Origin of the sequence: Vibrio sp. YYF0003, assembly GCF_036350715.1 — a bacterium.
Lineage (GTDB): Bacteria > Pseudomonadota > Gammaproteobacteria > Enterobacterales > Vibrionaceae > Vibrio > Vibrio natriegens.
Window position 1 is genome coordinate 19,235 of the sequence record NZ_JAZDWA010000010.1, and the last position, 13,616, is coordinate 32,850.

The window sequence follows — 13,616 nt, forward strand, 5'->3', positions numbered from 1 at the left end:
TTCGATGACTAACGGAAAAAGGCTCAGTAATGAGCCTTTTTATTTATATGTCCCAAGGTACGTTTAACTTTGACGCCCTTACCCCAGACTTTATGTGGTATGCGTTAGAAAGCATTGGTATTCGCGCAGAATCTGGCTTTCTCCCTCTCAACAGTTATGAAAACCGCGTTTATCAGTTTACCGATGAGGAGCGTCGCCGCTATGTGGTGAAGTTCTACCGCCCTGAGCGTTGGAGCAACGAACAAATTCAGGAAGAGCACGATTTCACTTTAGAGCTAATCGAAAATGAAATCCCGGTCGCGCCACCTGTCATTCTTAACGGTCAAACATTACATCACTACCAAGGCTACGGTTTTGCCCTGTTTGAAAGTGTTGGCGGACGCCAGTTTGAAGTCGACAATCTGGATCAAATGGAAGGCGTCGGTCGATTTTTAGGTCGAATCCATAAGGTTGGTGGTAAAAAGACCTTTCAACACAGGCCAAGCATCGGTTTACAAGAATACCTCTATCAGCCTAGAGAGATTCTGCAAAATTCGAACATGATTCCAATGCATCTGGAGAACAGTTTCTTTAACGACCTGGATATCCTGATCAAAGCTATCGAAAATCACTGGCAGGACAGCTTTAGCTCTATTCGTCTGCATGGCGACTGCCACCCGGGTAACATTCTTTGGCGCGATGGACCGATGTTCGTCGACCTGGATGACGCCCGAAACGGACCCGCAGTACAAGATTTGTGGATGCTGTTGAATGGTGAGCGACAAGATAAGCTAATGCAGCTGGATATCGTTCTGGAAGCTTATCAAGAGTTTTGTGATTTTAACTCCGCAGAATTGAAACTAATTGAACCACTTCGCGGTCTACGAATGGTGCATTACATGGCATGGTTAGCAAAACGTTGGCACGACCCTGCATTTCCGTTGGCTTTTCCATGGTTTAATGAGCCAAAATATTGGGAAGGTCAGGTTCTTGGCTTTAAAGAGCAGATTGCCAACTTAGAAGAAGCACCCCTTTCTTTAATGCCTCAATGGTAAGTCAGCCAACTAATTCAAAATGGAGATATATAAATGAAAAAGCTGTTCGCACTGTTTTCTATGTTGATGCTGAGCCTTTCAGCACAAGCCGCACAATTCAACGAAGGTGAACACTACAAAGTATTAGATCTAGAGGCTTCTAATAAGCCTGTAGTGACTGAATTCTTCTCATTTTACTGCCCACACTGTAATTCGTTTGAGCCAATTATTCAGCAACTTAAAAAGCAGTTACCAGAAGGCGTGAAGCTACAAAAGAACCACGTATCCTTTATGGGTGGCAGCATGGGCCCTTCAATGAGCAAAGCATTCGCAACTATGGTTGCGCTTAAGGTTGAAGATAAAATGGTACCTGTGATGTTTAACCGCATTCACAATTTGCGCAAAGCGCCGCGCGACGATGCGGAACTGCGTCAAATCTTCTTAGATGAAGGTGTGGACGAGAAGAAGTTCGACTCAGCATTCAAAGGTTTTGCTGTCGACTCTATGGTTCGTCGTATGGACAAACAGTTTGAAGACAGTGGCCTGACAGGTGTTCCGGCAGTGATTGTAAACAACAAATACCTGGTACAAGCGCAAAGCATCAAAACCATGGATGAGTACTTTGCTCTGGTAAACTACTTATTAGAACTTAAATAATCCGTCTAGATTGCACAAAGGGGAGCTTCGGCTCCCCTTTGTTTTATCTGTGTATCTCTTGCAGTAACTGGTCTTTCTCTTGCCAGACATCACCCAGCCACTGCTGAAACTGACGCTTGTAGGGTTTATCGTTAAAGTAATCACCCTGCACTTGTTCATCGACCGGCAGTACCTTCACACGAACCACTATCTTGCTCATACGGCCCATTAACATGTCTCTGAATGGTTTATGGGTATTTTCCGGATAAGCCAACGTGACATCAATAATACTATCAAACTGATCACCCATCGCAGCCAGCGTGTAAGCGATGCCACCAGACTTTGGCTGCAACAAATGTTGATATCGTGCTTTGCTCTGGCGTTGCTTTTCTAGTGTAAAACGCGTGCCTTCTACGTAATTGACTACCGTCGTGGGAGTATGCTTAAACTTAGCGCAAGAGCGACGCGTGGTGGCTAAATCCTGACCACGCTTATGCGGATTACGGATCAGATATTCGCGCGAATAACGGCGCATAAACGGCATATCCAGAGCCCAGCAAGCCATACCAATAAATGGCACATACAACAGTTGCTGTTTGAGGAAAAACTTTGGCATTGGGATACGATCTTTAAACACACAACACAGCACCACAATGTCAGTCCAACTCAGATGATTGCTGATCAAAAGGTACCAGCCATCTTTCTTTAGCTCATCGCCACCTTGCACATCCCATTCAACGCGATTGGACAGCGCGAGTATCCCCGCATTTACCGTTGCCCACGCCCACATCACCTTGTTAGCGGCTTCGGTTCCCTTCGCTTTTAGCTTTACGCCTGGAAGTAACAGTTTAATCACGGCGATAAAGCAAATAACCAATGAACAGATCGCCGAATTGATTATGACTAGAGACGCATTAAGAAGAAGTAACAAATATGCCAACATGATAACAGCGCTAAGGTGTGAGTAATAAAACAGCGTGTAATTATACTGTCACATTGCTACATTGAAACATTTATGAGAATGGTCTGATTAGTTACCACTTACCTGCTTGACCTTGCACAATATGAAATAAAGGGAATATATTGTCGTATTGGTTGGGAAAAGAAATTAAGTCCCTCTCCAATACACATGAACGCTCAACCATTGCTCGAACCATTCATTCGCAAATAGGGAGATAATGAATGAAACCAAGACTAACGGTCTTGACCTTGGCCTTTATCGTCAGTTCAGCTCAAGCTCAGCTCACAGAAACCGCTGGATTCAGCGGTGAGATTTCACTTAACGCTGCCTTTATTGCCTCAGAATCTAACTTTAATACCGATAACAGCAAGACCATCGATTCACTCAATCACAGTGCAGACAGCGATAGCTCGGTAGTCGCAGCGCCGCTTGGAAACATCGCCTATACCTTCGGCACGCAGCTCAACCAGCAAGTCTATGCAGGTACCACTCGTTCAGATGTGGCCATTGGTACACTTGCATTTCAGCTAGGCTATCAGTACCAATTGCCATCAGGCACCGTACTCGATGTATCGTACTTGCCAACCATATTAGAAGGCGAAACCTGGCGTAATCCGTATCAGGTTGGCGTGGCTAGGCGCACAACCGATGAGGGTGGTAACGCGTACCGTTTTCAGGTTAAAGGGCTGATTGATAAAAACTTCAATCTTGATCTTGCCTACGCCAACAAAGAAATTGATAAAGAGGAAGTGACGGATCGCTCCTTGGCTCGTGATGCTGATATTTACTACATCAAAGGTGACTATCGAATTTCACTTGATCGGACTTCCATCCTGCAACCTGCATTTACTTACATTAACCAAGATGCCGATGGTAAAGCAGAATCCTTCGACTCGTATGGGTTGGAACTGAGCTGGTTTAAGTTCATCAATCGTCACCGCTTAGCACTCACTGGTGGTTATACCCTTGAGGACTATCAATCTAAAAGCCAGACCTTCACCAAGACGCGCAGTGACGATACGATGAGCCTGTTTGCTGCTTACGAATACCAAAATGTGTTTGATTGGCAAGACTGGTCTTTCATTTCATTCGCTGGCTACAGTCAAACCGACTCAAACATTACTTTCTATGACGAGAAGGAATACCTGTTCTCATTAGGCTTCAGCTATCGCTTTTAATTTTCTGGCCGCTATTTAGGGTAAGGACTGATTACACAGCCTGAGCAGTAAGCTGTTTCAGTAATCGGTCCATAGCACGATATCCGAGGGCTTCCGCCAGATGGGAGCGCTCAATTCGATCTTCCCCGTCGAGATCAGCAATAGTGCGGGCAACTTTAATGATTCGGTGATACGCACGAATGGACAGTCCCAGTCTATGTAAAGCTGTCTCCAGAAACTCTGCATCACTTTTTTGTAACGGGCAAAACGCTTCTATCTCACGACTACCCAGCAAAGCGTTCACCTTACCGCTGCGATTTAACATCTGCTGACGAGCGTCATTAACGCGCTCTTTCACAACCACTGTTGGCTCACCGCGGTCCCCACCCTCAGATAATGTGCCCTTTGGCAACGCTGGAATTTCCAGAGACATATCGAATCGATCCAGTAGCGGTCCCGACAGACGGCCTAAATAACGCAGAATGGCTTGTGGATTGGTACGAGCCTGGTTGCCTTCGTAGTAGCCAGTCGGGCTGGGGTTAAGAGCGCCCACCAGCTGAAAGCGGGCAGGAAATCGGGTTTTGCCCTGAGCCCGAGAGATGATGATTTCGCCCGACTCCAGCGGTTCTCGCAACGAATCCAGCACCTTACGATCGAACTCCGGCATTTCATCCAGAAACAACAAGCCATTGTGAGCCAGAGAAATTTCTCCCGGCCTCGGAACCGAACCTCCGCCGACTAAAGCCGCCATCGAACTGGAGTGGTGTGGAGAACGAAACGGCCGTATCTTCCAGTTATGCTCATTGATTTCGCTTTGTGTTAATGACGCGACGGATGCGGTTTCCATCGCTTCATCATCACTCATTTCAGGTAACAAATCGCATAAGCGCGACGCTAACATGGTTTTTCCTGTTCCCGGCGGTCCAAGGAAAAGTAAGTTATGGTTTCCTGCTGCAGCAATCTCAAGCGCTCGCTTACCCTGTTGCTGGCCAATGATGTCCTGTAAATCTCGGTTATGGCTTTCTGTTGTTTTACGCTTAGGTGATTTATGCAGATTAAGCCGATGTTGACCACACAATTCAGCACACACCTCAAGTAACGACTGAGCGGATTTATGCTGTTCTTTACCCACCAGCGCCGCCTGATCACCATTCACATGTGGCACAACTAAATGGCGCTGAAACTTGCTTGCAGCGAGCGCGGCAGGTAGCACACCTTTTACTGGTCTTAAGCCTCCAGACAATGCTAACTCACCAACAAATTCGTAGTTTTTGAGCTTATCTGTCGCGATTTGCTCTGAAGCGGCCAAAATACCCAGCGCAATGGGTAAGTCAAAGCGTCCGCCCTCTTTGGGTAGATCCGCCGGAGCTAAGTTGACCGTGATGCGTTTGGCAGGAAATTGAAAATTGGAATTGATAATGGCACTACGTACACGATCCTTTGATTCTTTTACCGTGGTTTCTGGCAGCCCGACCAGAGTAAAGCCCGGCATACCGTTACTAATATGTACTTCCACACTAACTGACGGCGCTTGTACACCGACGCTTGCCCGACTATGAATGATTGCCAGCCCCATACGATCCCCAACCAGTTATTGATTGCTTTATAAACAAATGTTTTCACTATGTGTTTATGTTATATACCGCGTCTTAATTGGGAGTTAATGTGAAAAAAGAATGACTTTTTGCTTGTCATGCAGAGGAATTGTGTGATACCACTAGTGACGCAAACAATTTCGTAGAACATTACACAACAAAATTTAACGAAAACAGAACGACAGACAGATGAATCTTTTCGCTTACATTAACTCACTGCTAGCCCTGATTATCGTGGTCATTATTGGCACCGCGCGGGGTATTGTGGGCGAAAGATAACCACAAATTACAAAAAACCCCCGCACTGAAAGGTCCGGGGGTTTTTTTACAACTACAAGTTGTCATCTGTCTAACCCTTAGACAGTTTAACGGGAAGAATGGGAGTGCACATGAAGTGCAAAACAAATGGTAATAGCTACGAGCCGCAACGTAGCAAAGGAGGTTTACGATGACTGGTGCACAACTTGTCGTAGCCGCTTTAAGACAGCAAGGTATCAAGACCATCTTTGGTTACCCCGGTGGGGCGATCATGCCAATCTACGATGCTTTGTATGACGGAGGTGTAGAACACATCTTATGTCGTCATGAACAAGGGGCAGCCATGGCTGCAATCGGTATGGCTCGCTCGACTCAGGACGTTGCAGTTTGTATGGCAACTTCTGGCCCTGGCGCCACCAACCTAGTAACTGGCCTTGCCGACGCTTTCCTTGATTCAGTTCCACTGGTAGCCATCACAGGTCAGGTTGCCAGCTCTCATATCGGTACCGACGCTTTCCAGGAAATGGATGTGATTGGTATGTCTCTAGCCTGTACTAAGCACAGCTATCTGGTTACCGAGATCGAAGATCTTGCCCCGACTCTGGCTGAAGCCTTTGAAGTAGCGAAAACCGGACGTCCGGGTCCTGTCATTGTTGATATCGCGAAAGATGTTCAACTCGCTCAAGCACCAACCGATTTACTGACTCCTTACGTTGCTCCAGCAATCGAAGATGTCGCTGCCGAAGATATTAAACGTGCGCAAGAAGTGCTAGCAGCTTCTACTCGCCCGGTTTTATACGTCGGTGGTGGTGTTCAGTTAGCTAAAGCGACCGATGCAGTACGAGAGTTCTTACGTCTGAACCCGATGCCAGCGGTAAGCACTCTGAAAGGCCTAGGCACGATTGAACGCCATGACCCTCACTATCTAGGCATGTTAGGCATGCACGGCACTAAAGCGGCCAACCTCGTCGTTCAGGAAGCCGATCTGCTGATTGTGGTCGGTGCACGCTTTGACGACCGTGTGACGGGCAAGCTTGATACTTTTGCACCCAATGCGAAAGTGATTCACATCGATATCGATGCGGCAGAAATTCATAAATTGCGCCACGCAAACGCACCACTACGTGGCGATATCAATACCATTCTTCCTCAGCTTGAACTTACACAAGACATCACACCTTGGGTTCACCATAGTGAAAGCTTACGCAGTGGCTTCAAGTGGCGTTACGACCATCCGGGTGAACTGATCTACGCACCACTGCTGCTTAAGCAGTTGTCTGACATGATGCCGGATAGCTCTATCGTCTCAACAGACGTAGGCCAACACCAAATGTGGGCAGCGCAGCATATTCAGCCGCGTGATCCACAAAACTTCATCACTTCTGCCGGTCTGGGCACCATGGGTTTTGGTCTTCCAGCTGCAATGGGCGCTGCAGTCGCACGTCCGGATGATCAGTCTATCCTTATTACTGGTGACGGTTCATTTATGATGAACGTGCAGGAATTAGGTACGCTAAAACGCCGCCAGATTCCGGTGAAGATTGTTCTTCTTAACAACCAACGTCTTGGCATGGTCCGCCAATGGCAGTCATTGTTCTTTGATGGCCGACACAGTGAAACTATCCTGGATGACAACCCTGATTTCGTGATGCTGGCAAAAGCATTCGACATTCCGGGCAAAACCATCACCAAAAAAGAAGAAGTGGAACCGGCTCTGAAAGAGATGCTGGAAAGCAAAACTTCTTACATGCTTCACGTGTTAATCGACGAAGAAGAAAACGTGTGGCCTTTGGTGCCACCTGGCGCATCAAACAGTGATATGTTGGAAAACACCTAGGAGACGATCACATGGACAGATATTTACTCGACATCAAAGCCGATGACAAACCGGTATTGTTAGAGCGCGTTCTACGTGTGATTCGTCACCGAGGCTTCGTGATCAAACAAGTTGCTGCGACTCAAAACCACGAAAGTAAAGTTGCCAGTGTGGAAATCATCGTCGACAGCGATCGACCAATCTCATTTTTGATCAATCAAATTGAAAAACTGTGGGATGTTCGCAAAGTTGAGGTACTAAAAATCCGCAACGATGAACTGCCAAATCACAACTTACAACAACAGGTAAGTGCATAACAGCCCTGTGGTAACAAGCGAAACAATGGAAATGGACAGCGCCGAGCGTTGTCCAACAACTAAACTACTGCAAGAGGCCGACGATGGCCTATTTAACAGCACCACGAAAGAGAAGTGGGCTGATTAGACTGTGTGTACTCAGAGCAGAAGTAAGAAGGAATTAGGAAATGCCAAAATATAGATCAGCAACCACCACACATGGTCGTAACATGGCGGGCGCACGCGCGCTTTGGCGTGCAACTGGCGTAAAAGATGAAGACTTTGGTAAGCCAATCATCGCTGTGGTGAACTCGTTTACTCAATTTGTACCTGGCCACGTACACCTGAAAGATATGGGTCAATTGGTTGCAGGTGAAATCGAAAAAGCAGGTGGCATCGCAAAAGAATTCAATACCATTGCTGTCGACGACGGTATCGCAATGGGTCACGGCGGTATGCTTTACTCACTGCCTTCACGTGAATTAATTGCCGACTCTGTAGAGTACATGGTCAATGCACACTGTGCCGATGCTATGGTGTGTATCTCTAACTGTGACAAAATCACTCCAGGAATGATGATGGCCGCTATGCGCCTGAACATTCCGGTTATCTTTGTTTCTGGCGGCCCAATGGAAGCAGGTAAAACCAAGCTTTCTGATCAAATCATCAAGTTGGATTTGGTTGATGCGATGATCCAGGGCGCAGATCCAACCGTGTCAGATCAACAGAGCGAACAGGTCGAACGCTCGGCCTGTCCAACCTGTGGCTCGTGCTCAGGTATGTTTACCGCCAACTCAATGAACTGCCTGACAGAGGCGCTAGGCCTCTCTCAACCAGGCAATGGTTCGATGCTGGCAACACACGCTGATCGTGAACAACTGTTTATTAACGCTGGTAAACGTATCGTTGATCTGACTCGACGCTACTACGAACAAGATGACGAGTCCGCCTTACCACGCAACATTGCTAACCGCGACGCCTTTGAAAACGCAATGGCGCTGGACATCGCAATGGGTGGCTCAAGCAACACCGTTTTACATCTTTTAGCTGCGGCTCAAGAAGGTGAAATAGACTTCGATATGAACGATATCGATGAAATGTCTCGTCGCGTACCACACTTGTGTAAAGTGGCGCCATCGACACAGAAATACCACATGGAAGATGTACACCGTGCAGGTGGCGTAATGGCTATCTTAGGTGAACTCGACCGTGCTGGTTTGCTAAACGGCAGTACGAGTACGGTATTGGGCATGACTATGCAGCAGCAGCTTGCCGAGTACGACATCATGCAAACGGAAAACGAAGAAGTACTTAAGTTCTTCCGAGCAGGCCCTGCGGGTATCCGCACCACCCAAGCATTCTCACAAGACTGCCGCTGGGATCGCCTAGACGATGACCGTGCCAATGGCTGTATCCGTTCAAAAGAGAACGCATTCAGTCAAGAAGGTGGCCTAGCCGTTCTCTCAGGCAACATTGCGGTTGATGGCTGTATAGTCAAAACGGCTGGTGTTGATGAGGAAAACCTTAAATTCCAAGGTCCTGCAATTGTTTTTGAAAGCCAAGATTCAGCAGTTGATGGCATCTTAGGTGGTAAAGTTAAAGCGGGTGAAGTCGTAGTTATTCGTTATGAAGGTCCTAAAGGCGGTCCGGGTATGCAGGAAATGCTCTACCCAACCACTTACCTGAAATCGATGGGATTAGGCAAATCTTGTGCCTTGCTAACAGATGGTCGCTTCTCAGGTGGCACATCGGGTCTGTCAATTGGTCATGCATCCCCAGAAGCAGCCAGTGGCGGTACGATTGGCTTGGTTCAAGATGGCGACATTATCACCATTGATATCCCAAGTCGCTCTATCACCCTCGATGTAGCAGAAGATGAGCTGGCAGCACGTCGTGCAAAACAAGATGAACTCGGTTGGAAACCAGTTGATCGCCAACGTGAAGTTTCTTTTGCACTTAAAGCGTACGCTAGCATGGCAACCAGTGCTGACAAAGGTGCAGTACGAGACAAGTCTAAGCTAGAGGGCTAGCAATGATGGAATCTCAACCCGCAAAGAAAGTAAATCAAACTGGCGCAGACTATCTGCGCCAAATCCTGCGTGCGCCTGTTTATGAAGTCGCAACGGTTACGCCACTGCAAGATATGCCGCGTCTGTCGGCACGCATTGGCAACAATGTGCAAATCAAACGTGAAGATCGCCAGCCAGTGCACTCTTTCAAGCTGCGTGGCGCTTACAACATGGTTGCCAGTCTGTCTGAAGAGCAAAAAGCTGCTGGTGTCATTGCGGCGTCGGCGGGTAACCATGCTCAAGGGATGGCGTTATCGGGCACTAAACTAGGCATCAAAACCACAATCGTAATGCCAAAAACCACGCCGGACATCAAGGTCGATGCGGTACGTAGCTTTGGTGGTAACGTTGTGCTGCATGGCAACAACTTTGATGAAGCAAAAGCAGAAGCTGAACGCCTGTCAGAAGAACATGGCTACACCTTTGTGCCACCGTTCGATCATCCATTGGTGATTGCTGGTCAGGGCACCATTGGTATGGAAATGCTGCAGCAAAATGGCCATCTGGACTACATCTTTGTTCCGGTAGGCGGTGGTGGTCTGGCGGCAGGTGTCGCGGTATTGGTTAAACAGCTGATGCCGGAAATTAAAGTGATTGCTGTCGAGCCAGAAGATTCTTCCTGTTTGAAAGCAGCCTTAGATGCCGGAGAGCCTGTCGTACTTGATCAGGTCAGTATGTTTGCCGATGGTGTGGCGGTAAAACGCATCGGTGAAGAGACATTCCGTTTATGTCAGAAGTACATTGATGGGCACATTGCGGTATCAAGCGACGAAATCTGCGCAGCCGTGAAAGATATCTTTGAAGATACACGAGCGATAGCAGAGCCTTCAGGAGCGCTTGCTCTGGCAGGTTTGAAAAAGTTTGCTGAACAGAACAAACTTAAAGACAAAAACCTCGGTACGGTACTGTCTGGTGCCAACACCAACTTCCATGGCTTACGTTATGTATCTGAACGCTGTGAGCTTGGTGAAAAGCGTGAAGGCTTACTCGCTGTCACGATCCCAGAACGTCAAGGCGCTTTCTTTGAGTTTTGTAACTTGATTGGTGGCCGAGCGGTTACTGAGTTCAACTACCGTTACAACGATGATGAACTGGCAAACATCTTTGTTGGTGTGCGTCTTCAGGGCGGCCAGGAAGAGCTGGATCATATTATTCGCGATCTACGCGAAGGCGGTTATCCGGTGGTGGATCTATCTGATGATGAAATGGCAAAGCTACACATTCGCTACATGATCGGTGGAAAACCTTCTAAGAAGCTCAAAGAACGTCTTTACAGCTTCGAGTTTCCGGAATATCCGGGCGCGCTGCTGAAGTTCTTAAGCACACTTGGTACCCACTGGAATATCAGCCTGTTTAACTACCGCAACCATGGTGCAGATTATGGGCGTGTTCTTTGTGGTTTCGAGCTAGATGAAAGCGATTTAGCCCAATTTTCCGCACATTTACGCGAACTTGGCTACCAGTGTAAAGACGAAACGGACAACCCATCCTATAAGTTCTTCTTATCATAAACAGCCCAAAAAACACCTCGCTATAGCGAGGTGTTTTTATTTGATATTTAAGCCTGCAGCCAATCCTGATGTAGCTGACTGGATGATCCTAAGTAATCCACCATCCATTGGATCAAATTATGGTTCTCATCTTTACGCCATACTAAACAACAACGGCTTACGGGCTTGTCGTCCGGTAGAACCTTCTCCACCAGCACGCCATCATTGATCAATGGCATTGCGATATGGCGCGGCATAAACCCGACCCCTACCCCATTTTTCAGACATTCAATCGCGGCGTACCAGTTTGGCAGTAATAGACGGCGCTGATGGGGATAATGACCTGTGTGTCGCTTAGGCAATACGTTCGAAGTATCATCCAGACAGATAGCAGGAAACTGGCTGACATAGGCTTCCGTTAACGCCTGCTGACGAACACAGGGATGCGCCGGAGACATAACGAATGCCCAGTCCAGCATTCCCATGTCTCTGACTTCAAAGTCACCACCAACCGGGATGGCACTTGTTGCTCCAATTACAATATCCGCCCGACCCTGCGCAATTGCCTCCCAAGAGCCGTTAAACACTTCCATGTTGATCTGCAGCTCGGCAAACTCAAATTCGCGATAAAAGTCTTCAATCAATGGTTTTAACTTTTCCAGTTTCACCACGTTATCCAAAGTTAGCTTGAGCGTCGTCTGCCAGCCATGTGCCGCCCGGCGAGTTTGAGCTTTAACCTCTTCCATTTGACGCAATAACACTCGCGCCTCTGATATAAACAACTCTCCCGCAGGTGTCAGCTCAACCTTTCTTGGCAAACGGCGAAACAGCACCACGTCCAGATCTTGCTCTACCTGACGGACACCATAACTGATTGCTGAAGGCACTTTGTGCAACACCTCTGCAGCAGCGGTAAAGCTCCCCAACCGGGCAACGGTATCCAGCATTTCTAATGAAGATTTGGAAAACATCACTAAGTACCTTTCAAATTTTTTGATTGATAGTGAACAATTTTAACGTTTTATTTTTTGTAAATCGAAAAATAGAATAAAAGAACAAGTAAATCAGGGTTGGCGCCAACTGATATTGGTTAAAAAGTAATTAAATAATTTGATTGGTTAATAATGAAAATATCAAAACTACAACTCGTTTATCTTGCAGTGCTGTCGATGCTTGGCTTTGTTGCTACCGACATGTACCTGCCAGCTTTTAAAGCAATGGAAATCGACTTCGCGACAGGTCCGGAACAAATTGCCCTGTCTCTTACCGTATTTTTAGGGGGAATGGCATTTGGTCAGCTGATGTGGGGGTTGGCTTCGGATAAGTTTGGCCACCGCAATACACTAGCCGCAGGTTTAGTTGTATTTACTCTTGCGTCATTCGGTCTGGCATTCTGCGATCAGGTTTGGCAGCTACTCTCTCTCCGCTTTGTCCAAGCTATCGGAGTCTGTGCACCAGCGGTTATCTGGCAAGCGATGGTTATTAAACGTTACTCGAGCAGCAGCCAGCAGATTTTCGCCACTATTATGCCTTTGGTTGCCTTATCACCAGCACTTGCTCCTCAATTAGGTGTGGTACTGGCAGACAACTTTGGCTGGCACAGTATTTTTATCACTTTAACACTGGTTGGCGTATTGCTTGTCGTGGCAACCATGATGCAGAAAGACGAAAAGGTGGAAGTAAAGCAGACCAGCATCTCAACAGATATTAAAGCACTGCTGGGCTCTAAGACTTACCTTGGCAACGTGACTATGTTTGCCACCGCTTCCGCTGCATTCTTTGCTTACCTGACAGGTATGCCAGAAATCATGGCGCAACTGGGTTATGAAGCCAAAGACATTGGTATGAGCTTTATTCCACAAACTATTGCATTCATGGCTGGTGGCTACTTAGGCAAAGTCGGTGTGCGCAAATATGGTGACAAAAACGTTTTACGCCAGTTGATAGGCTTATTTAGTGTCGCGGCACTGATGGTATTCGTTGCGTCACAATGGACGTTAACCTCTATCTGGCCAATTCTGGCGCCTTTCTGTCTGATTGCTGTCGCAAACGGTGCGCTATACCCAATCGTAGTAAACCGAGCGCTAGAGAGTGCTCATCAAAGCCCAGCAACCGCAGCTGGTTTGCAAAACAGCTTACAGATCTGCGTGAGTAGTCTTGCCAGCGCATTTGTTGCTGCGATGGCTAGCCAGGCTCAATCGGTCACTGGTATCGCGATTGTGATTTGTATGGCTGGTTTGTGGGTCGGCTACATTCTGTCTAATCGAGAGCTGGCTAAGCACTTTGCTGCACCAGACAATTCTCGCGTGGTCAGCGAAGAGTAAC

11 protein-coding genes are annotated in these 13,616 nt (G+C 47.3%); 8 read left to right on the forward strand and 3 right to left on the reverse strand.

What is annotated here, in order from left to right:
- Window positions 1–47: 47 nt before the first annotated feature.
- Window positions 48–1,034 carry a serine/threonine protein kinase gene (locus V1U08_RS20770; RefSeq protein ID WP_330471374.1) on the forward strand — a complete coding sequence of 329 codons (987 nt, stop codon included), beginning with the start codon at window positions 48–50 and terminating at the stop codon, window positions 1,032–1,034.
- Between the two features lie 33 nt (window positions 1,035–1,067).
- Window positions 1,068–1,670: a thiol:disulfide interchange protein DsbA/DsbL gene (locus V1U08_RS20775; protein ID WP_014233398.1), complete on the forward strand. Its 603-nt coding sequence runs from the start codon at window positions 1,068–1,070 to the stop codon at window positions 1,668–1,670.
- A gap of 43 nt (window positions 1,671–1,713) precedes the next feature.
- On the opposite strand, the gene V1U08_RS20780 is transcribed toward V1U08_RS20775, so the two are convergent.
- Window positions 1,714–2,592 carry an acyltransferase gene (locus tag V1U08_RS20780; protein ID WP_065300401.1) on the reverse strand — a complete coding sequence of 293 codons (879 nt, stop codon included), beginning with the start codon at window positions 2,590–2,592 and terminating at the stop codon, window positions 1,714–1,716.
- Window positions 2,593–2,831: 239 nt separating this feature from the next.
- Between V1U08_RS20780 and V1U08_RS20785 the strand changes: the two genes are divergently transcribed.
- Window positions 2,832–3,788 carry a DUF2860 domain-containing protein gene (locus V1U08_RS20785; protein ID WP_330471360.1) on the forward strand — a complete coding sequence of 319 codons (957 nt, stop codon included), beginning with the start codon at window positions 2,832–2,834 and terminating at the stop codon, window positions 3,786–3,788.
- Window positions 3,789–3,819: 31 nt separating this feature from the next.
- Here V1U08_RS20785 and V1U08_RS20790 read toward each other — a convergent pair whose 3' ends face one another.
- Entirely contained in the window at window positions 3,820–5,343 is a 1,524-nt protein-coding gene (locus tag V1U08_RS20790; protein ID WP_330471361.1) for a YifB family Mg chelatase-like AAA ATPase, read from the reverse strand.
- Between the two features lie 467 nt (window positions 5,344–5,810).
- On the opposite strand from V1U08_RS20790, the gene ilvG reads away from it, so the two are divergent.
- The 4 genes from ilvG to ilvA all read left to right on the forward strand — a co-directional run bounded on the left by ilvG (window position 5,811) and on the right by ilvA (window position 11,312).
- Window positions 5,811–7,457 (forward strand): acetolactate synthase 2 catalytic subunit, encoded by a 1,647-nt coding sequence (gene ilvG, locus V1U08_RS20795; protein ID WP_020333557.1) that lies wholly within the window; start codon window positions 5,811–5,813, stop codon window positions 7,455–7,457.
- An 11-nt stretch (window positions 7,458–7,468) separates the two neighbouring features.
- Window positions 7,469–7,753, forward strand: a complete 285-nt coding sequence (gene ilvM / locus V1U08_RS20800) for an acetolactate synthase 2 small subunit (RefSeq protein WP_014233403.1) — start codon at window positions 7,469–7,471, stop codon at window positions 7,751–7,753.
- Window positions 7,754–7,920: 167 nt separating this feature from the next.
- Window positions 7,921–9,762 (forward strand): dihydroxy-acid dehydratase, encoded by a 1,842-nt coding sequence (ilvD, locus tag V1U08_RS20805; protein ID WP_014233404.1) that lies wholly within the window; start codon window positions 7,921–7,923, stop codon window positions 9,760–9,762.
- A gap of 2 nt (window positions 9,763–9,764) precedes the next feature.
- Window positions 9,765–11,312, forward strand: coding sequence for a threonine ammonia-lyase, biosynthetic (gene ilvA, locus V1U08_RS20810; RefSeq protein WP_014233405.1), 1,548 nt, complete (start codon window positions 9,765–9,767; stop codon window positions 11,310–11,312).
- Window positions 11,313–11,359: 47 nt separating this feature from the next.
- On the opposite strand, the gene punR is transcribed toward ilvA, so the two are convergent.
- Window positions 11,360–12,262 carry a DNA-binding transcriptional activator PunR gene (gene punR / locus V1U08_RS20815; RefSeq protein ID WP_014233406.1) on the reverse strand — a complete coding sequence of 301 codons (903 nt, stop codon included), beginning with the start codon at window positions 12,260–12,262 and terminating at the stop codon, window positions 11,360–11,362.
- Window positions 12,263–12,415: 153 nt separating this feature from the next.
- Here punR and punC point away from each other — a divergent pair, with 153 nt between their 5' ends.
- Window positions 12,416–13,615, forward strand: a complete 1,200-nt coding sequence (gene punC, locus V1U08_RS20820) for a purine nucleoside transporter PunC (protein WP_268669067.1) — start codon at window positions 12,416–12,418, stop codon at window positions 13,613–13,615.
- Window position 13,616: the final 1 nt, after the last annotated feature.